Origin of the sequence: Lactobacillus sp. HMSC08B12 (assembly GCF_001808415.1) — a bacterium.
In the GTDB taxonomy this organism is placed as follows: domain Bacteria; phylum Bacillota; class Bacilli; order Lactobacillales; family Lactobacillaceae; genus Lactobacillus; species Lactobacillus delbrueckii.
Genome location: NZ_KV793126.1, coordinates 1 through 18,453 on the forward strand (window position 1 = coordinate 1; position 18,453 = coordinate 18,453).

Annotated in this window: 20 protein-coding genes; 15 read left to right on the forward strand and 5 right to left on the reverse strand. The window is 53.5% G+C overall.

Going from position 1 to position 18,453, the window contains the following annotated elements; translation table 11 throughout:
• Positions 1 to 84: 84 nt before the first annotated feature.
• The gene (locus HMPREF3168_RS02505) at positions 85 to 945 is read left to right on the forward strand and encodes a competence protein CoiA (RefSeq protein ID WP_016396423.1); all 861 of its coding nucleotides are present in this window, start codon (positions 85 to 87) and stop codon (positions 943 to 945) included.
• Positions 946 to 957: 12 nt separating this feature from the next.
• Here the strand turns inward: HMPREF3168_RS02505 and HMPREF3168_RS02510 are convergent, their stop codons facing one another.
• Together HMPREF3168_RS02510 and HMPREF3168_RS02515 are read right to left on the reverse strand one after the other, a co-directional pair.
• A complete protein-coding gene (locus HMPREF3168_RS02510) occupies positions 958 to 1,602 on the reverse strand; it encodes a DsbA family protein (protein WP_013439233.1) in 645 nt (214 codons plus the stop codon).
• An 80-nt stretch (positions 1,603 to 1,682) separates the two neighbouring features.
• Positions 1,683 to 2,285: a CYTH domain-containing protein gene (locus HMPREF3168_RS02515; RefSeq protein WP_070488352.1), complete on the reverse strand. Its 603-nt coding sequence runs from the start codon at positions 2,283 to 2,285 to the stop codon at positions 1,683 to 1,685.
• A gap of 103 nt (positions 2,286 to 2,388) precedes the next feature.
• Between HMPREF3168_RS02515 and HMPREF3168_RS02520 the strand changes: the two genes are divergently transcribed.
• The 3 genes from HMPREF3168_RS02520 to HMPREF3168_RS02530 are packed head-to-tail and all read left to right on the forward strand — an operon-like array spanning position 2,389 to position 4,723.
• Positions 2,389 to 3,021: a GTP diphosphokinase gene (locus tag HMPREF3168_RS02520; protein WP_003614078.1), complete on the forward strand. Its 633-nt coding sequence runs from the start codon at positions 2,389 to 2,391 to the stop codon at positions 3,019 to 3,021.
• Complete coding sequence (locus tag HMPREF3168_RS02525) at positions 3,018 to 3,815, forward strand: NAD kinase (protein WP_003614098.1); 798 nt, start codon at positions 3,018 to 3,020, stop codon at positions 3,813 to 3,815. Before HMPREF3168_RS02520 ends, HMPREF3168_RS02525 begins: the two co-directional genes overlap by 4 nt.
• Positions 3,816 to 3,829: 14 nt before the next feature.
• Positions 3,830 to 4,723, forward strand: coding sequence for an RluA family pseudouridine synthase (locus HMPREF3168_RS02530; protein ID WP_003614076.1), 894 nt, complete (start codon positions 3,830 to 3,832; stop codon positions 4,721 to 4,723).
• 85 nt (positions 4,724 to 4,808) lie between these two features.
• Here HMPREF3168_RS02530 and HMPREF3168_RS02535 read toward each other — a convergent pair whose 3' ends face one another.
• The 3 genes from HMPREF3168_RS02535 to HMPREF3168_RS02545 form a co-directional block, all read right to left on the reverse strand.
• Positions 4,809 to 4,997, reverse strand: a complete 189-nt coding sequence (locus HMPREF3168_RS02535) for a hypothetical protein (protein WP_002877046.1) — start codon at positions 4,995 to 4,997, stop codon at positions 4,809 to 4,811.
• Between the two features lie 71 nt (positions 4,998 to 5,068).
• A complete protein-coding gene (locus HMPREF3168_RS02540) occupies positions 5,069 to 5,896 on the reverse strand; it encodes an undecaprenyl-diphosphate phosphatase (RefSeq protein WP_003614066.1) in 828 nt (275 codons plus the stop codon).
• Between the two features lie 23 nt (positions 5,897 to 5,919).
• Entirely contained in the window at positions 5,920 to 6,930 is a 1,011-nt protein-coding gene (locus HMPREF3168_RS02545; RefSeq protein ID WP_070488354.1) for a lactonase family protein, read from the reverse strand.
• Between the two features lie 164 nt (positions 6,931 to 7,094).
• Between HMPREF3168_RS02545 and HMPREF3168_RS02550 the strand changes: the two genes are divergently transcribed.
• The 11 genes from HMPREF3168_RS02550 (at position 7,095) to recA (ending at position 18,391) form a co-directional block, all read left to right on the forward strand.
• A complete protein-coding gene (locus tag HMPREF3168_RS02550) occupies positions 7,095 to 7,475 on the forward strand; it encodes a PTS glucitol/sorbitol transporter subunit IIA (RefSeq protein ID WP_070488356.1) in 381 nt (126 codons plus the stop codon).
• Positions 7,476 to 7,484: 9 nt separating this feature from the next.
• The gene (locus HMPREF3168_RS02555) at positions 7,485 to 8,666 is read left to right on the forward strand and encodes an AI-2E family transporter (RefSeq protein WP_003614074.1); all 1,182 of its coding nucleotides are present in this window, start codon (positions 7,485 to 7,487) and stop codon (positions 8,664 to 8,666) included.
• Positions 8,667 to 9,224, forward strand: coding sequence for a tRNA (cytidine(34)-2'-O)-methyltransferase (locus HMPREF3168_RS02560; RefSeq protein WP_070488358.1), 558 nt, complete (start codon positions 8,667 to 8,669; stop codon positions 9,222 to 9,224). It begins immediately after the preceding gene.
• A 30-nt stretch (positions 9,225 to 9,254) separates the two neighbouring features.
• The gene (locus tag HMPREF3168_RS02565; protein ID WP_003614079.1) at positions 9,255 to 9,650 is read left to right on the forward strand and encodes a DUF1149 family protein; all 396 of its coding nucleotides are present in this window, start codon (positions 9,255 to 9,257) and stop codon (positions 9,648 to 9,650) included.
• A gap of 19 nt (positions 9,651 to 9,669) precedes the next feature.
• Entirely contained in the window at positions 9,670 to 12,036 is a 2,367-nt protein-coding gene (locus HMPREF3168_RS02570) for an FtsK/SpoIIIE family DNA translocase (protein WP_070488360.1), read from the forward strand.
• 5 nt (positions 12,037 to 12,041) lie between these two features.
• Entirely contained in the window at positions 12,042 to 13,265 is a 1,224-nt protein-coding gene (locus tag HMPREF3168_RS02575) for a M16 family metallopeptidase (protein WP_070488362.1), read from the forward strand.
• The gene (locus HMPREF3168_RS02580; RefSeq protein ID WP_003614093.1) at positions 13,262 to 14,515 is read left to right on the forward strand and encodes a M16 family metallopeptidase; all 1,254 of its coding nucleotides are present in this window, start codon (positions 13,262 to 13,264) and stop codon (positions 14,513 to 14,515) included. Before HMPREF3168_RS02575 ends, HMPREF3168_RS02580 begins: the two co-directional genes overlap by 4 nt.
• Positions 14,512 to 15,240: an elongation factor P 5-aminopentanone reductase gene (gene ymfI / locus HMPREF3168_RS02585; RefSeq protein ID WP_003614075.1), complete on the forward strand. Its 729-nt coding sequence runs from the start codon at positions 14,512 to 14,514 to the stop codon at positions 15,238 to 15,240. The genes HMPREF3168_RS02580 and ymfI overlap by 4 nt, the downstream gene beginning before the upstream one ends.
• A gap of 68 nt (positions 15,241 to 15,308) precedes the next feature.
• Positions 15,309 to 16,466, forward strand: coding sequence for a helix-turn-helix domain-containing protein (locus tag HMPREF3168_RS02590; RefSeq protein ID WP_070488364.1), 1,158 nt, complete (start codon positions 15,309 to 15,311; stop codon positions 16,464 to 16,466).
• 44 nt (positions 16,467 to 16,510) lie between these two features.
• Positions 16,511 to 17,074, forward strand: a complete 564-nt coding sequence (pgsA, locus tag HMPREF3168_RS02595) for a CDP-diacylglycerol--glycerol-3-phosphate 3-phosphatidyltransferase (protein ID WP_003617247.1) — start codon at positions 16,511 to 16,513, stop codon at positions 17,072 to 17,074.
• Between the two features lie 207 nt (positions 17,075 to 17,281).
• Entirely contained in the window at positions 17,282 to 18,391 is a 1,110-nt protein-coding gene (gene recA, locus HMPREF3168_RS02600) for a recombinase RecA (protein WP_003614071.1), read from the forward strand.
• The last annotated feature ends 62 nt before the right edge of the window (positions 18,392 to 18,453 follow it).

Genomic DNA, 18,453 nt, shown 5'->3' on the forward strand with positions numbered 1-18,453 from the left:
TAATCATCCAACACTAGGTTAGTATGTTTTGCCTATTTTAAAAAAATCTCCCCTTTTTGGCGTACTAGTTAATGGGGGATTATTTTGTACGCAGCTTTGTTAAATAAAGAACTGGTCCTGGCCGTCAGTGAGGCCGGCAAGGTCCGGGAGAACCCGGCCTATCTCAACCAGGAAGTCTACCGCTGCCCGCGCTGCCGGAAACCGGTCATCCTGGTTTTATCGCAGAAGGCAGAGCCTTTTTTCAAGCACTACCAGGCTTACCGGGGGCTAGGAGAACAAGAGGAGCACCGGCAGGGAAAAATGCTCCTCAAAGCCGCTTTGACCGCGGCGGGGCTAAATGCGAAAGCTGAAGTGCCGCTGGCTGACGGTGCCTTGCGGGCTGACATTTTGGCCACACCGCTCTTGGCCTTTGAAGTTCAGTGCGCGCCCTTAAGCAAGGGGGAGTTTGCCCACCGGCATGCCCTTTACCAGGCGATTGGGATTGAGGATGTCTGGTTGGTCGGCCGCCGGCATTTTTTAGGGGAAAAGCTAAAGCAGACCCAGCTGATCTTTTTCCGGGAAAACCGGTGCTGGGGAAGCTATTATCTAGAAATCCACCAAGAGGCAGGCTTGATTAGATTGAAGTACCAAATAAGGCAGGCCCCTGTCAGCCAGACCTTGCTGTACCGGCAGGTGGACTTCGCCTTGGACGCGGAAGGAATTGCCGCTTTATGGCACTTTAGTCCCCTTTTGCCCCCGCCTTTGGCCGATGACTGGGTCAAGGAGCGGGACTATCTGGACCAGCAGCTGAAGGAAAAGAGCAAGCTGGGTCAGAAGCTGGGGGAATTGATGTACCTGGCCGGCTACACTGTCTTTACTTTGCCCAAGGAAGCTTTTTCCACTTGGCGCAGGCCGGGGGAGAAAAGCTGGCTCTTGAAATTTTTGCAGCAAAAAAACAGCCCCTAAAGGAGAGGCTGGCTATAAGAGATGAAGGTGGCTGACCGGATAATAAAGTGGAGCATTCTCCGTTAGCTGCATCAAGGGTTCAAGGCAGCTGTCCGCGCTGTTTTGGAAAATTTGCAGGAGGTCGTCGTCGCTTAATTCACCATCAAGCAAGAGACCGCTGTCATCGATCTGGTCGTCAAAAATCACGGTTGAAGGCAGGGCCGTGATTTGGAATTTCCTGGCCAGCTGCTGGTCCTGGGCAATGACGTCTTTAAGGCAGGCATCTTTCAAAGTAGATGAAATTTTCTTTGGCTTGATATTGAGGCTTTCCATCAATTCTTCAGCCAAGGCCGGGGAATAAGACCGCTGGCCGTCACTCAAACTTTCCTGCAACTTGAACAAAAAGCTCCTGGCCTTCTTCTTGCCATAAGCGATTTGCACGGCATAGTAAAAGCTCTGGGCGCTGACTGAGGCATTGTGATAATTGGCTAAATTGATGGAAGTGTTGAAGTTCCAGTTCCGCTTGACCATGTCGGCTTTCATGGCTTCCATGGTTACCAGGGGAATGTAATTGACGGAAATTTCAAGTTGCAGTTCTTCCGCCAATAGCCGGATGCGTTTTTCAAGCTGGTAGCAGGATAAACCTAACGGATTGATAAACAGAAAAAGTTCGAACATGGTCGACCTCCAATTTTTGCTTCATCTGCTACTTTAACAAAGCTTTTACTTGAAAACAAAAGAAAAGCTTTCGCCTATTTTTACTTGGCATGCTGGCTGGCCCGGGCAATCTTGCTCTGGTTGTTGGCTGACTTGACCGGCAGGGCAAAGCGGGTCTTAATTTCTGCCAGGGCTTCCTTGATAGCAGCCGGGGAGTCATTTTCAATTTCCATTTCCCAGTCCTGGTAGCCGTCCGGGTAGCTGGTCTGGTCTAAAGTCAGCTCGCAGCCCTTTGGCCCGTCTAAAAGGATCCGCCGGGTCTTGCTCCAGGAAAAAAGGGTCAGCTGGCTGGCTTTGTCTGGGTAATGCTCTAAAAGGTACTGGCCAACATTGCCAGTCAGACTTGGCCGGCCCTTTTTTAAAAGGTCCTCGGCTTCAGGCAGGGTTAAATCATCATTGATTTCCAGGCTTTCATGGTAGGTCTCCTGCAGCTTCTTGACCGGAACCTTGATGGTTTCCTCAGCCCGGTCTTGGAAGCAGCGGATTCTGAGGGCACTGTGGTCTTCTTTTAGCTGCTTGTCCGGGGTGTCAAAATAGTGGTTGCTCTGTTTGAAGTCGCTCTTGACCGGGTAGGCAGCGACGATAGCCTCATAGCTGGCCTGGTCCAGGGCGACTTTGGCTTCAATTTCGCGGTTTTTGCTCATTTTTTAAGGCTCCTTTGTTAGATAAAAATTAAAAAGCTTGCGTTGGTGCTTTCGCTAACATCTATGTTAAAATGAATTTGTTTGAGATGGAAGGAAAATGTCTGTGATTACTGATTGGGATACTTTTTTATGGCCATACAATGAAGCCGTAAATGAACTAAAAGTTAAATTCAGAGCTCTTCGGCAGAGTTTCTTGACCAAGGGAGAGCATTCGCCAATAGAATTCGTGGTTGGCCGGGTGAAAACGGTCGACTCCATTAAAGAGAAAATGCAGCGGCGGGTCATCAGCCCGGACGTGATCGAAACCGACATGCAGGACATTGCCGGTATCCGGATCATGTGCCAGTTTGTCGATGACATCTACCGGGTCGTTGACCTGCTCCATGCCCGCGATGACCTGGAAGTCGTCGAAGAGCGCGACTATATCCAAAATGCCAAGCCGTCCGGCTACCGGTCCTACCACATGGTGGTGGCCTACACGGTTTATCTGCCCGAGGGGGCCAAGCGCCTTTTGGCGGAAATCCAGATCCGGACTCTGGCCATGAACTTCTGGGCCACGGTTGAGCATACCTTGAACTACAAGTACCAGGGGGCCTACCCGGAAGATATTTCTGAGCGGCTCAAGCGGACGGCGGAAGCTGCCTACCAGCTGGATGAAGAGATGTCCTCGATCAGAAATGAGGTCAAGGAAGCGCAGAAGATCTTCACCAAGAACAAGGGCAAGGAAAAGTCATGAAAGTAGCTATCGTTCACAATGACCGCGTGACCACCCAGGTGGCGGTCCGGCACCTGCAGGTGCTGCTCGCGGAAAAAGGCATTTTGCAGGACCAGCAGCATCCCGACCTGGTAATTTCTGTCGGCGGTGACGGGACCTTGATCTCTGCCTTTCACAAGTATAAGCAGCAGCTGGACAAGGTCTGCTTTGCCGGTATCCACACCGGCCACCTGGGCTTTTACACCGACTGGCGGAACTACGACATGGAGAAGCTGGTTGACGCCCTGGCCAGCCATCCCGTTGAAGAAAACGAGGTGGGCTACCCGCTTTTGGACATGAAGGTAACCACCAGCTGCGGGGAGAAGCGCTTTTTGGCCTTAAATGAAGCCTCAATCAAGCGGATTTCCAAGACCATGGAAGCTGAGGTCTGGCTCGGGGGCGAGCGCTTTGAGAATTTCCGGGGCGACGGGCTCTGCGTGTCAACCCCGACCGGGTCAACGGCCTACAGCAAGTCCCTGGGCGGAGCGGTAATCCACCCCCGCCTCAAGACCCTGCAGCTGACTGAAATTGCCTCGATCAACAACCTGGTCTTCCGGACGGTGGGCTCGCCCATCGTTATTGCCCCGGATGAGTGGATCACCATCGTGCCGAAGATTTCCGACCGGGCGGTCGTGATCGTCGACGGGGAAAGGATCAGCTTGACCGACGTGCAGAAAGTAGATTATAAAATTGCGGCGGAAGAGATTCGCTTTTACCAGTATGGCCACCACCATTTTTGGGAGCGGGTCAACGACGCCTTCATTGGTGACAGATAGTGCAAGTATACAAAATGATTGTTGCGAAAAATGACCCAGGCCAGCTGAGTCATTTTTTGCTGAAAAAAGGTTTTTCCCGGCGGGCAGTCAACAACTGCAAGAACCACGGCGGGATGATGTCGGTCAACCACCACCGCCGGAATGGCAGCTACCGGCTAAAAGAAGGGGACGTGGTCCACTTTTTGATGGGCCAAGAGCCGGTCAACCCCTGGCTCAAGGTCTCCCGCCGGCCCCTGGACATTGTTGAAGAAACGGCTGACTATTTGGTGATCAACAAGCCGGCCGGCCTTTTGTCGATTCCTTCCGGCTTTCATGCGGAAGACGCGGTAATCAACCGGGTGCTGGCTTACTTTGAAAAGCAGGGGGTCAACCCGGCTTACGTCAAGCCCCACATCGTGACCCGGCTGGACCAGGACACTTCCGGCCTGGTTCTCTTGGGCAAGAACGCCATCGCCCATGACCGCTTCAGCAAGCTGGGCAAGGATGATTTTATCAAAAAGTACCACGCTATCGTGCATGGCAACTTCGCCGAAGGAGATTTAAGCGGCCTGATCGACAAGCCCCTGGCCCGGGTGGGGGACACAGTCAAGCGGGAGGTCAATCCAAAGGGGCAAAGGGCCTTGACTGAATACCGGGTCCTTGACCAGGTCCCGGGGGCCAGTTTAATTGAACTCCGCCTGTTGACCGGTCGGACCCACCAGATCCGGATCCACATGGCTTCTATCGGCCATGTCCTTTACGGAGACGACCTATACGGGGCCAGGGATGCTTTTGCCCGCCAGGCCTTGAACTGCTTCTACCTGGCCTTCCCCAACCCCTTCGGCGGGGAAGAGCGGGAGATTGAGATTCCCGACCCAGGCGACATGCAGGGCTTGTGGCGGCAGCTGAAGCAAGAAGCAGGGAAATAAATTAGCAGCAAAATAACAAAACAATAAAATCAAAAAAGGAGACAGGCCGGCCTGTCTCCTTTTCTTATTCATCTGCTATCTATTTTTACGCGTTTGAGATTACTGCCCAAGCCAGGCCCCCGAGGGCGCAGATGGCTAGTAGCGGCAAAACTACTGAGCTGAGCAAGGCAAAGGCCAGGCCGACCCCGATCAAAAAGATCAGAACCCGCCAGAGGGCCACGCCCATCTTCCAACAGAGCCATAAAATAAAAAGTAAGCAAAGCAAACTTAACATGTTTGTTCACCGTCCTCTAGCTTGCTATTCTTAAGCAATAATCATAGCATATTTTCGCGTGAATACAAGGATTACGCAAATACCAGACCGCAGATGATGACGATGATCCCCAAAACAATCCGGTACCAGCCGAATGGCTTGAAGTCGTGGGTCTGCACGTACTTCAGCAGGAACTTGATTGACAGGTAGGCCACGATGAAGGAAACGACCATGCCAACCAAGAGGATAGCCAGCTGGTTGCCGAAAAAGACGTGGCCGGCCTTGAAGAACTTTACCAGCTTCAAAAGCGATGCCCCGAACATGGTCGGGATAGCCAGGAAGAAGGAGAACTCAGTTGCCACGTAGCGGCTTGACCCGATCAGCATGGCCCCCAGAATAGTTGCCCCAGACCGGGAAGTCCCCGGGATCATGGACAAAACCTGGAAGCAGCCGATCAAGAGGGCGGTCTTATAGCTCATCTTGTTTAAATCAGTCAAGCTCGGCTGCCGCTTGGCGTAGTAGTTTTCCAAGACGATGAAGAGGATACCGTAGATGATCAAGGTGGCGGAAATTACCTGCCAGGAGGTCATGTTTTCTTCCAGCCAGTCATTCAGTGGCAGGCCGATGATGATTGACGGCAGGACAGCCGCGATGACCTTGAACCAGATCTGCCAGGTCTGCCCTTTTTCCCGCTTGCTCTTTGACGGGGCAAAAGGATTCAGCTTGTTAAAGTAGATCACGATGACGCTCAAGATGGCCCCCAGCTGGATGACAACCATGAACATGTTGATGAAGCTGGTTGGCTGGTCTAACTTGATGATGTAGTCGGCCAGGTAGAGGTGGCCAGTTGAGGAGATCGGCAGAAATTCCGTAACCCCTTCGATGATGCCGAGAATGATGGCTTTGAAAATGTCTAGCATGTTACTAAAAAAATACTCCTAACTTAATCAGTGAATAAAACTCTGGTGCCTTCTGGAACCGCGATGTCCTTTTCCAGCGGGGTCAAGGTCCCGTCGCTTTGCCGCTGGTAGAGGGTAGCGTTATTGCTGTTTTGGTTGGCGGCAATGACGTACTTTTCCTCCGCGTCCCAGTTGAAGTCCCGCGGGAATTCGCCAAAAGTTGACACCCGCTGGACCAGCTTCAGGGCCTGGTCCGGCAAAACGGCAAAGACAGCGATTGAATCGTGGCCGCGGTTGGACACGTAAAGGAACTTGCCGTCACTTGACAGGCGGATGGCCGCTGCCCCGTTGTACTGGTCCCAGCTTTCCGGAATGGTTGAGTAGGTGGCCAGGGACCGGAACATCCAGTTTTCTTCGTCAAACTTGACCACGTTGACCTGGCTGGAAAGTTCACCGGCCACGTAGAAGTACTTGCCGTCCGGTGAGAAGGCCAGGTGGCGGCTGCCAAAGCCGTCTTCGTTTTGGTAGCTGGCCAGGTGGGTCAGCTTTTGCCCGTCAAAGCCGTAGAAGTCGACTCTGTCTTGGCCCAGGTCGCAGGAAACCAGGTGCCCGCCCGGAGTTCCATCAAAGTAGTGCGGGTGAGCGCCGGCTTGTTCAGGCCGCGGCCCTAAAGCCTTGTTTTCGTGCTTGACCTGGTCAAGCAGGGTCAGCTGCCCCTGGTCATCATAGCTGATGACGGCCAGGACCCCAGTGTGGTAGTTGGCCGTGTAGAGCAGCTTCTTTTCCTTGTTGATGCCGATGTAGGCCGGAGAAGACCCCTCGTGCAGCAGCTGGCTGACCAGCTTGCCGTTTGCAAAGGCCGCGATGCCCCCCTGGCCGTTTTCATTCTTAATGGTAAAAATGAACTGACCGTCTTTTTGGAAATAGGTTGGCCCGCCGACTTCAACGACGTTTCTTCTTTGTTCCAGATGGGCCTGGTCACCGGAGCCGATAAAGTCAAACTGGTAGATGCCGGCTGACTCGTGCTTGGTGTAGCCGCCAATTAAAATATGCAATTTAAACCTCCTTATTTACTCCACAATAACTCTAATTTAAATATTAAGCTTATCTTTAGCAAATGTCGATAAGAGATAGTCGTCCGTAAAGAATAATTAACAATTCTTTTCTTCTTAGCTTTAAGTTCCCGGTGAGTATGTTAGAATTTAACCAGGTGATAAAAATGAAATGGATATCTACAATTAAAGCAATCGGACCAAACGCGATCAGTGAAAAGGACCGCGTCGTAATTTTGTTTGGCCAGACGGCCAAAGATGAACTGCAGGACGTTTCCGTCATCCAGGCCTTTGATGATGAACAGGCTGCCCAGGCAGTCGTTCTTAAGAAGGGCGATACGGTGACCATTGATGGGACGACCTTTTTGATCAACTATGTTGGCCCTATGGCGGTCAGCAACTTGCGGGCCTTGCAGCACGCCAGCCTCTTTTTCACTGACAAAGTGCCAAAGAAGCCGATGCCCAACGCCCTCTACCTGGACTTGCCAGAAGACCAGGAAATGCCGAAGTTCAGAGTCGACGACGAAATCGTTTACGAACACCTGTAGGCTGGATTAATGAAGAAAAGAGACACGAGCCTCTTTACGGACTGGGTGCTTAACAACCGCTTCAGCGTCGGCTTGATCAATGTGCTCTTGGCCCTGGTGATCGTGCTGGTCTTTAACAAGATTTCCTTTATCTTGAATCCGGTCAACACCTTCATCAGCGCCATCCTGCCGCCCCTTTTGGTGGCCATGGTCCAGTACTATCTGATGGAGCCGGTGGTTGATAAGCTGGAAGAGAAGTTCAAGGTGCCGCGGACGGTCACCATCATGGTGATTTTTGCCATAGTCACGGTCTTCTTGATCTGGGCCATCAATTCCCTGATTCCGGTCGTCCAGAGCCAGATTGACTCCTTAGTCAAGAACTGGCCCACGATCTGGAAGAATTCGACCAACGCGGTTGATGAGCTCCTGCACAGTCCGAAATTCAGCGGCCTGCGCGATTCTCTGCAAAAGCAGATGACTTCTTTGCAGAAGAATTTCAGCAAGAGCATGGGGTCAACCGTCTCCAGCGCCCTGGGGAATTTAACCAGCGCGGTCACCGTGGCGACAGCCGTCTTCACGACCCTGGCCACAGCTCCGTTTTTGCTCTTCTTTATGTTGAAAGACGGACACAAACTGCGGCCTTTTCTGGTCAAGTTCGCTCCCCAGCGCTGGGAGCAGGCGACCAGCAAGCTGCTGCATGAAGTCAACCAGGCTGTGTCTTCTTACGTGATCGGCCAGGTTTCCGTGGCTATCTGCGTGGGGATCATGTTCTTCATTGGCTATACGATTATCGGCGAGCCTTATGGGGCAGCCCTGGCGATCTGTGCTGGCTTTTTGAACCTGATCCCTTACTTTGGGACCTTCATCGGTTTGATTCCGGCCTTAATCATCGCTTTAGTGACTAATTTGCCGATGGTGGCCAAGGTTTTAGTGGTTTTCTTTATTGAGCAGATCATTGAAACCCGGGTCATCAGCCCGCTGGTTGTCGGCAACCGCTTGAAGATGCACCCGGTGACGACGATTATCGTCATGCTGGGGGCCGGCTCAGTCTGGGGCCTGTGGGGCGTGATCGGCGGGATTCCGATCTACGCGGTGATGAAAATCCTTTTGACCCATGTCTACCGGTACTACCGGAAGGTTTCCCACCTTTATGACGACAGTTTCCAGGATGAAGCAGACCAGGCTGGACAAGAAGAAAAGGAAAGGAAATAAATGACTAACCATATTGTTTTGTTTGAGCCGGAAATTCCCGACAACACGGGCAACATTGCCAGAACCTGCGCAGGAACCAACACGGTGCTGGCCTTGATCGAGCCCTTGGGCTTCCGCCTGGACGACAAGCATCTCAAGCGGGCCGCTTTAGACTACGGCGGTGAAGTTGAAATCCGCCGCCATGACGACCTGCGGGCCTTTCTGGCTACTTTGCCGGACAATGCCGAGATGTACTTGATCTCCAAGTTCTCCAGCAAGGCTTATACTGACGTCGACTACACGGACGAAAGCAAGGACTACTACTTTGTTTTTGGCCGGGAAACGACCGGTTTGCCGGAAACCTTCATGCGACAATACGCGGACCGCAATCTCCGCATTCCCATGTCCGACAAGATCCGGGCCTTCAACCTGTCCAATTCGGCAGCTATTGTAATTTTTGAAGCCCTGCGTCAGCAAGGCTTTCCCCACATGGAAAAGTCCCATCACTATGAAAACGACAAGCTCAAGGACGACTACAACCGTCCTGGCCGCTACCAGCGGAACCTGCCCAAGCATTAGTGGCTAAAAAGAAATTTATGAGGTAAAATCATGGAATTTAACAAGCAGACCCCAATCATCGTTCGTGCCTTTCACTATGACCTGCTCGATGAGCCAGAAGAAAAGAACGAAGTCAACGTAGCCATCCGCCAGGTTGTCGCTACGGGCGAAGACGGCGTTGAAGATGCCGGCGAGGCAGGCGGCTACTACGAAGTAGCCGTTGTCTACGACGTTACGCCAGACGAAGACAACATCATCGAAATCAGCGGGGCCAACACCCAAGTCGTTCAGCTTCTGGGCTACCACGGCGACGGCCAGGACCTGGACCAGGAAACCTACCGTTTGCTCAGCCGGCCGCTGGTTGAATACATCGAAACCTTGACTTATGAAGTTAGCCAGGTTGCCTTGGATGAACCGATCAACTTGGACTTTGAACCTAATTTCTAAGGATTGAGCAGGTGAAGAAATGCCTCGAAAGAAAAGGCAGGCTAATCGTAAAAACAGAAATAAAAAGAAAAGAGAAGAATCTTTGAGCTGGGTGGTTACCGGGATCGTCTTGATCCTGGTAGCCATTTTGGTGTTATTACGCTTTGGCTGGCTGGGTAAGGAACTGGCCAATCTTTTGCGGCTCTTGATTGGGGACAGCTATCTTTTAGGCGGGGCCTTCCTGGCCATTTTGGGCCTGGTCATGCTGATTTACGGGCAGCCGCCCCGCTTTGGCTTTAAGCGGACAAGCGGCTTGATTTTGGCTTACCTGGGCCTTTTGTACATTTTGGCCAGCCGCTTTTTCAATGTCAGAAGCGTCCACAGCGAATTTTTGCCCGCCTTCAAGAACGTGATCTTTGAAGAACTGGCCCGGGCCAATGTCACCGTCAGCGTCGGCGGGGGCTGGATCGGGAGCTTCCTGTACGGGATCTTCTACCAGCTTTTAGGCCAGATTGGCGGCCTGTGCCTAGCTGTTTTGAACATAATCAGCGGGATCTTGATGTTCTTTGACGTCAAATTCCGCTCCCTGGTCGCTGCTTTTCAAAAAATTAGCCGCTCCTTTATCCAGCAAAGCAAGGATGGAGCCGGCCAGCTAAAGGGAAAGTACTCTGAATACAGGGAGCAGCAAAGAAAAGATCCCAACAACCGGGGGAAGCTGACCGACCCTTGGCGGGATAGCGAAGAAGCCAAGCCGGAGAAAAAAACAAGGCAAGAGAAGGCAGAGAAGCAGGCAGCCAAGCCTTCCCTGCCGGAAATCCAGGTGGCAGAGCAGCACCCTGACCCGCCGGTCACTCATTCACTGGAACTGGATGACCTGCCCAAGCCCCGCAGCCAGGCTGAAGATGACCAGAAGATGATTTTGGCCGACCAGCAGGTTGACCATGGTCTGGACAAGAGCACGGTCAGCTATGATGACAACTACCAGTTCCCGCCCCTGTCTCTGTTAAAGGCCGTCCAGGCCAGTGACCAGTCCAGCGACAAGGATAAAACCAGGCAGAACACGGCTATTTTGGAGGAAACCTTCAAGAGCTTCGGGGTGGAAGTCAATGTTAAAAAGGCTATCTTAGGCCCGACCATCACCCGCTACGAAGTCCAGCCAGCCGTCGGGGTCAAGGTCTCCCGGATTGTCAACCTGGCCGATGACTTAGCCCTGGCCCTGGCGGCCAAGGACATCAGAATTGAAGCCCCGATTCCGGGCAAGCCTTATATCGGGATTGAAGTGCCTAACCAGAAGGCCCAGTCCGTGGCTTTTAAAGATGCCATGGAGCACCAGGACCAAAAGGCCAAGGACCATCCTTTGATGGTGCCTTTGGGCAAGGACGTGACCGGGCAGATCATCAGCGCTGACTTGACCAAGATGCCCCACCTGCTGGTTGCCGGGTCAACCGGGTCCGGTAAGTCCGTGGCCATCAACACGATCTTGTCCAGCATCTTGATGAAGGCCCGGCCGGATGAAGTCAAGCTGGTTTTGATCGACCCGAAGATGGTCGAATTGTCAGTCTACAGCGGGGTTCCGCACTTGATGATCCCCGTTGTCACTGACTCCCGCCTGGCTTCCAAGGCCCTGAAAAAAGTCGTCGACGAAATGGAGCGGCGCTACAAGCTTTTTGCTGCCGGCAGCGTCCGCAATATGGGTGAATACAACCGCAAGGTGGCTGAGAACAATAAGGATACCAGCCGGCCGGTAATGGAGCCTTTGCCTTATATTCTGGTCGTTGTTGACGAATTGAGCGACTTGATGATGGTCGGCGGCCACGACGTGGAAAACTCCATCGTCCGCCTGGGCCAGATGGCCCGGGCCGCCGGCATCCACATGATCCTGGCTACCCAAAGGCCGAGCGTGGACGTCATCACCGGTTTGATCAAGGCCAATGTGCCGTCAAGAATTTCCTTTGCCGTTTCCAGCGGGGTCGACTCCCGGACTATTTTGGACCAGGTCGGCGCTGAAAAGCTGCTGGGCAGGGGGGACATGCTCTACCTGCCGATCGGGGCCTCCAAGCCTGACCGGATTCAAGGGGCCTACATCGATGTCGATGAGGTCGAAGCCGTCGTTGACTGGGTCAAGGGCCAGCAAAGCGCGGAATACGACGAGGAAATGATTCCCCAGGCCGGGGATGATGACGAAAGCAGCGATGACGACGTTGACGACGAGTACTACCAGCAGGCAGTGGACCTGGTCCGCCGCCAGCAGTCAGCCAGCACCTCCATGCTGCAGCGGCGGTTCAGAATCGGCTACAACCGGGCTGCCCGCCTGATTGACGAGCTGGAGGAGCACGGGGTAGTCGGCCCGCCGGAAGGCTCCAAGCCGCGAAAGGTGCTTTTGCCGCCTGAAGGACAAGAAGAATAAAAATAATGAACGAAGAAAATATCAGCATTCAAAGCAATCAAAAATTTACCAGCGGCAACCTGGGCCTGTTCGTCCGCCTGCCGCTGACCAAGCACAACATGGCTATGGCCAGCCTGCTCTGCCGCATGCAGATGAACGAAAGCGAACTCTTTCTGGATCCCGGCCTCCAGCAGGTCGAATTGCAGCAGCGCTACTCCTTCCAGTTTGAAGCAGTCGTGCAGCTTTTTGGCAAGGAAATGGTCATTTCCTACCTGGCCAATTTCGTTGAGCCCCAGGAAATCCTGGACCCGGACTACAACTACCGGCAGATAGCAGAAACTTTTGCCGGCCTGGCCACCCGGCCCTTGATTACGCCCAGCTCTGTCCAGCTGGCCCAAAGACAGCTGAAAGAAGAATACCAGGAGCTCATGGCTGAGCCGAGCAACGCGGCTTTAAGCGCCTTTTTAAACAACTGGTACGCGGACCAGCCCGATTACGCGGCCAGCTTCATCGGCTCGATTGAAGATATTACGAAAGCGACCAGCCAAGAAGTCCGCCGCTTTGCCGATGCCATCAAGACCCAGGCCAGCTGCGTATTTGGCCATGTCTATGATGCCCGCCAGGTTAAGCGCCTTTTGCAAAAGAAGCTGCAAGAAGAAGGCTGGCCGGGTCTAGCCTTGGACTTTGGCAGCCGGGACTTATTGATTTCGGCCCCGGACTTGCGGATTGAGAAAACAGACGAGCAGGGCAAGCAGCAGGCCCAGCTTTTCCTGGGCTATGCCTACAAGGGCCAGCCCAGCCTGCAGGATTTGGCCACGGGGACGGTCTTGCGCCAATACTTGACCGGAGACCAGTCCTCCCGGCTCTTCAGCAAGGTCAGGGAGGAAAACGGGGCGGCTTACACGGTGGAAAGCAACTGGTATGCTGACAATGCCCTCTTCTTGGTCAACGCCGGCCTGGATCCGGACAAGTTGGACTTAGCCCGGCAGATCATCGGCAAGGAGATGCAGATGGTGGCTGACGGCCGGATCGATCCGGGCCTGCTCAAGCAGAGCCGGCAGGCGCTGGCCAACCGCCACTTGCTCAACCAGGACCATGCCAGCTGGCTTTTAGCCAAAGACCTCCGCTACAAGCTCCATGCCGACTACGAGGACTTTGATATGATGGCCGCGGTCAGCCGGGTGACCAGCGGCCGGCTGGCTGACTTTGCCCAAAAGCTGTATCTGAATGAAAGCTATGTATTAAAATGATCAAACCAGAAATTATCAGAAAAGATTTCCCTTCCGGCTTCAAGGCCCAGGTGATCCGGCGCAAGGGTTTTAACCAGCGCTTTTTCGGCATTATCGTCGATTTCGGCAGCGCTGATCCCCAGCCCGTGCCCGGCCTGGCCCACTTTTTGGAGCACAAGCTTTTTGCCGCGGAAGAAGGCGACTTGTCCCTGGAATTTGAAAAAATTGGGGCCAGCGTCAATGCCTTTACCTCTTTCAATGAAACCATGTATTATGCCAGCGGGGTCAAGAACGTCGGCCCCATGATCGACCTGCTCTTCAAGCTGGTTGGCCAGCCCTACTTCACCGATGAGAATGTGGCCAAGGAAATCCCCATCATCCAGCAGGAATTAGCCATGTACCAGGATGAGCCCGACTGGATCCTGGGCGACCGGCTCCTGCGGGGCATCTATGGGGACTGCAACTTGGCCATCGACGTGGCCGGGACCAGGGAATCGATTGCCAGCGTGACTAAGGAAAAGCTCCAGGCGGCTTATGATGAAAACTACGTGGCAGCCCGCATGTCCTTTGTTGCCTGCGGGGACTTTACCGACAACCAGGTCAAGACCATTCTTAGACAGGCCAGGAAATTGTCAGACCAATACCTGCGCCCGGGCAAGCCGCAAAAAGAAGCGGACTTGGTGCCCTTTTTGCCAAGCGGGCAGGACTGGAACCTGATCGGCGGGGAAGTGCCCCTGTTTACGGCGGCTATCCCTTTGCCAAACTTTAAGAAAGTTTTAGCAAGTCGGGATATGAGTCAAATTTTGCTGGAAATCATGCTAGAATCAAAGCTAGGTGCCGCCAGCCACTGGTTCGCCAGTGCCAGACAAGCTGGCCTGGTCAGCCAGCCCCTCCAGATCAGCGTGACTTATACCCGGCAGGGGGCCTACGCGGTCTTGCTGGGGATGAGCCCGGAAGCAGAAGAGCTGCTGGACCAGATCAAGGCTGAACTGGCGCCAGACAAGCTTTTTCCCAAAAAGCAGGAAATGGAAATGCGCAAGCTCTTCGAGATTCACAAAAGAAGCTGGCTGGCCCAAACCGTGCGCAGCCTGGATAATTTGTCGGGTTTTGCCGTGGAAATGGCTGAAGAAAGCCTGGATGAGGAAGACTTGTTTGCCAATGTTGAGCAGATGCAGGCCATGAATTTTGCCGACTACCGGGCCTACTGCCAGGAGCTTTGCGAGGGCGCCAGCATCAACACGGCCCGTCTGCTTGAGGAGGATGACCAATGAAGCGAACACTGATTTTCGGGGCAACCGGCGGTATTGGCCAGGCCATTGCGGCCCGCCTGGCTGAGTCTGGCTGGTCCATGTACCTGCACTGCAACCGCAACTGGGAAGAGGCCAGCGATTTGGCCAGGACTCTGGCGGAAAAGCATCCCTTGCAGGATTTCATGCCGATCAAGCTGAACTTTTTAGCAGGCGACGACCAGCTCAAGAATTTTGCCAGCAGTCTTTTGCCCGTCAACGCGGTCGTTTTTGCCCAAGGGATCACCAACTATGACTTCCTGGGCAGCCAGAGTTCCCAGGTCATTGACCAGATCATCAAGGTCAATTTGGAGAACCCGATCAAGCTGACCAAGCTTTTGGAAAGCCAGCTTTTAAAGCAAGAGCACAGCCGGATCGTCTACCTGGGCTCAGTTTACGGGGGCCAGGGCAGCGCCATGGAAGCAGTCTACAGCGCGACTAAAGGCGGGATCAGCCGCTTTGCCCAGGCCTATGCCCGGGAAGTTGCCGCCAGCCGCTTCACGGTTAATGTCGTTGCCCCAGGGGCGGTCAACACGGCCATGAATGCCATGTTTTCCCCGGAAACCTTAAAAGAGCTGGCAGAAGAAATTCCGGCCGGCCACCTGGCCAAGCCCAAGGAAATTGCCTACTGGGTTGACTGTCTGCTTAACCCTGAGAGCGACTACCTGACCGGGCAAACGATTTATGTCAGTGGCGGCTGGCTGGAATAGGGCGACACATCCGCGGCCATTGTGCTATAATTTATAAACGAATTTTAAAGTGATTGAAGAGGTTAATAATGTCAGGCATTGGAGAACAACTACGTAAGGCAAGAGAGGCCAAGGGCCTTTCAATTTCCGATATTGAGAAGGCTACGAAGATCCAGAGCCGCTACCTGGAAGCAATCGAAAACAACGATTTCAACAAGCTGCCAGGCGACTTTTACGTCCGGGCTTTCATCCGCCAGTACGCGCAAATCGTCGGCTTGGACGGCAAGGAATTGCTGAGCCAGTACCAAGGCGAAGTTGCAAATGAAGTCACGAGCGAAGTCAGCCAGCCGGCAGCAAGCAGTCCGGCTCAAGAAGTTCATGAGGAAGCTCATGAAGAAGAAGAAGCTCCAGTAGAGCCGGCAGAAAATAAGCCGGCCAGAATCAGTGCCAGCCGGCCAGCCAAGCGGGAAGTTGCCGAGAAAGCTCCTAAGGACGCCAAGTGGCGCAAGCTTGTGCCCCGCCTGGCCCTGGGCTGCGGGATCGCCCTTTTGCTTTTGATCGGGGGGATGGTCTTTGCCAACATGAAGAAGACCGGGTCAAGCAGCCAGAAGGAAAATGCTGGCTCCAGCGTCACGATTACTTCCAAGAAGTCTTCCAGCAAGAAGAGCTCATCAGCTTCTTCTTCATCCAAGAAAAAGAAGACCAGCTCAATCAAGGTTGCTTCACTTGGCGGCTCAAGCTACCGGGTAACTGGCATCAAGTCCAGCACGCCATTGGTAGTCCGGTCAAGCAAGCAAAGCATCTACTACTACGTTTCCGTTGACAACGTGATCACCAACCAGGGGACCCTGCAAAGCGGTGAAAAGCACACGGAAACTGTCAAGAAGGGGCAAACTTTGATCGTTTACCTGGGGACTGATACTGGCGTGACTGTAACTGTTGGCGGCAAGAAGATTCCGTTCACTCCAATCAACGGCACGACCCGTTTGACTATCTACCTGGGTGACAGCTCTGCTTCAGCAAGCAGCTCCGCGGCAAGCCGCACGACTAGCACCAACACTAACACCAATACCAGCACGAGCTACAGCAGCCGGGCAAGTTCCAGCGTGCAAAGCTCAGCTTCCAGCCGGCCAGCAGCTTCCAGCTCCAGCGTTCGATCAAGCTCACAAGCTTCATCCAGCGCTGCCCCAAGCAGCCAGGCATCATCTGCTCCATCATCATCTGCCGCTTCCAGCAGCAAGCAATAAGAGAAGAATGACCATTAATTCTTAAAAGTGAGGAATTTAAAGCAATGAATTTACCAAATAAACTGACTGTTTTCCGAATCTTTTTGATTCCTATCTTCATGATCCTGCTGATTGCCCAATGGCCAGCCGGCTCATTCACCCTGGCAGGGACTGAAATTCTGTGGAGCCGGGTGGTGGCCATGATCGTCTTTGCCGTTGCTTCCGCAACCGACTGGTTTGACGGCCACATCGCTCGCTCCCGGGGACTGGTAACCAACTTTGGTAAGTTTGCTGACCCGCTGGCGGACAAGATGCTGACCATGACGGCCTTCATCTTCATGGTTGCATTGAATCTGGCTCCAGCCTGGGTTGTAGCCATCATCGTCTGCCGGGAACTGGCTGTGACCGGCCTGCGCCTGATCGTGGTCGAAAACAACGGCAAGGTCATGGCGGCTGCCATGCCTGGCAAGATCAAGACCACCTGCCAGATGCTGTCAATCATCTTCCTGCTCTTTGGCGACATCTTCCACCTGGGCACCATCCTGCTCTACCTGGCTCTGATCTTCACGATCTACTCCGGCTACGACTACTTCCATTCTTCATGGGATGTCTTCAAGGGTTCAATGTAAGCATTTAGAAAATCACTATTCTTTAAAAATGAGTATCAGCAAGGTACTCATTTTTTATTTTTTAAGTCAGATTGGGGAAAAAAGGGCTTTTTTCTTGTACTAGTAAGTGGAGGAGAAATAGTTTGAACGTTAGTTCGGATTTTTCTTGCTTTTTACCAGGCCTTCAAAGTATAATGTTTAGTAGTAAGTTTCCAGGAGGGAAAAAATTTGGCTAAAGATGAAAAACAAGCGGCTCTTGAAGCGGCTTTAAAGAAAATTGAAAAGAACTTCGGTAAAGGCGCGGTCATGCGGATGGGCGAGAAGGTCGACACCCAGATCTCGACTGTTCCGTCAGGCTCACTGGCCCTGGACGCGGCCTTGGGCGTGGGCGGCTACCCGCGGGGCCGGATCGTGGAAATCTACGGGCCGGAATCTTCCGGTAAGACGACCGTTGCCCTGCACGCCGTAGCTGAAGTGCAGAAGCGGGGCGGCACGGCGGCCTACATCGACGCGGAAAACGCCATGGACCCGGCTTACGCTGAAGCCTTGGGCGTGGACATCGACCAATTGATCCTGTCTCAGCCAAACACTGGGGAAGAAGGGCTGCAAATCGCGGACACCTTGATCTCCAGCGGGGCCATCGACATCGTCGTGGTCGACTCCGTTGCCGCCCTGGTGCCGCGGGCCGAAATCGAAGGTGAAATGGGTGACTCCCACGTCGGTCTCCAGGCCCGCCTGATGAGCCAGGCCTTGCGCAAGCTCTCCGGGACGATTGCCAAGACCAAGACCATTGCCATCTTCATCAACCAGATCCGGGAAAAGGTCGGCGTCATGTTTGGTAATCCCGAAACCACCCCAGGTGGTCGGGCGCTGAAGTTCTACTCAACCATCCGGCTGGAAGTCCGCCGGGCGGAACAGATCAAGCAGTCCACCAACGTTATCGGTAATCGGGTCAAGATCAAAGTGGTCAAGAACAAGGTTGCTCCGCCATTTAAGGTAGCTGAAGTCGACATCATGTACGGGCAGGGGATCTCCCAGTCCGGCGAACTGCTGGACATGGCTGCTGACCAGGACATCGTCGACAAGGCCGGGGCCTGGTACTCCTACCACGGTGAAAAGATCGGCCAGGGCCGGGAAAACGCCAAGAAGTACCTGGAGGAACACCCGGACGTTTCCGAGGACATCCGGACCCAGGTCCGCAAGGCTTACGGAATCGATGCTGAATCTCTGGAAGAAAAGGAAAATCCAGAGAAGGTCAAGGAGCAGCGGGCTAAGAAGGCAGCTCCTGGCGAAGAGAAGCCAGCAGAGCCGGCAAGTCCGGAAAAGACTGATAAATAGGCAGTTTTTGGCCAATAAAAAGATTGCGAGCAGAAGTCTGGCAATCTTTTTTGTTTCCGCAA

Excerpts from the sequence above, each read along its gene's own strand:
- HMPREF3168_RS02575 (WP_070488362.1), top strand. The coding sequence starts at position 12,042 with ATGAACGAAGAAAATATCAGCATTCAAAGCAATCAAAAATTTACCAGC.
- HMPREF3168_RS02525 (WP_003614098.1), top strand. The coding sequence starts at position 3,018 with ATGAAAGTAGCTATCGTTCACAATGACCGCGTGACCACCCAGGTGGCG.
- HMPREF3168_RS02535 (WP_002877046.1), bottom strand. The coding sequence starts at position 4,997 with ATGTTAAGTTTGCTTTGCTTACTTTTTATTTTATGGCTCTGTTGGAAG.
- HMPREF3168_RS02515 (WP_070488352.1), bottom strand. The coding sequence starts at position 2,285 with ATGAGCAAAAACCGCGAAATTGAAGCCAAAGTCGCCCTGGACCAGGCC.
- HMPREF3168_RS02550 (WP_070488356.1), top strand. The coding sequence starts at position 7,095 with ATGAAATGGATATCTACAATTAAAGCAATCGGACCAAACGCGATCAGT.
- pgsA (WP_003617247.1), top strand. The coding sequence starts at position 16,511 with ATGAATTTACCAAATAAACTGACTGTTTTCCGAATCTTTTTGATTCCT.
- HMPREF3168_RS02580 (WP_003614093.1), top strand. The coding sequence starts at position 13,262 with ATGATCAAACCAGAAATTATCAGAAAAGATTTCCCTTCCGGCTTCAAG.
- HMPREF3168_RS02565 (WP_003614079.1), top strand. The coding sequence starts at position 9,255 with ATGGAATTTAACAAGCAGACCCCAATCATCGTTCGTGCCTTTCACTAT.
- HMPREF3168_RS02510 (WP_013439233.1), bottom strand. The coding sequence starts at position 1,602 with ATGTTCGAACTTTTTCTGTTTATCAATCCGTTAGGTTTATCCTGCTAC.
- ymfI (WP_003614075.1), top strand. The coding sequence starts at position 14,512 with ATGAAGCGAACACTGATTTTCGGGGCAACCGGCGGTATTGGCCAGGCC.
- HMPREF3168_RS02555 (WP_003614074.1), top strand. The coding sequence starts at position 7,485 with ATGAAGAAAAGAGACACGAGCCTCTTTACGGACTGGGTGCTTAACAAC.
- HMPREF3168_RS02540 (WP_003614066.1), bottom strand. The coding sequence starts at position 5,896 with ATGCTAGACATTTTCAAAGCCATCATTCTCGGCATCATCGAAGGGGTT.
- HMPREF3168_RS02590 (WP_070488364.1), top strand. The coding sequence starts at position 15,309 with ATGTCAGGCATTGGAGAACAACTACGTAAGGCAAGAGAGGCCAAGGGC.
- HMPREF3168_RS02560 (WP_070488358.1), top strand. The coding sequence starts at position 8,667 with ATGACTAACCATATTGTTTTGTTTGAGCCGGAAATTCCCGACAACACG.
- HMPREF3168_RS02570 (WP_070488360.1), top strand. The coding sequence starts at position 9,670 with ATGCCTCGAAAGAAAAGGCAGGCTAATCGTAAAAACAGAAATAAAAAG.
- HMPREF3168_RS02530 (WP_003614076.1), top strand. The coding sequence starts at position 3,830 with ATGATTGTTGCGAAAAATGACCCAGGCCAGCTGAGTCATTTTTTGCTG.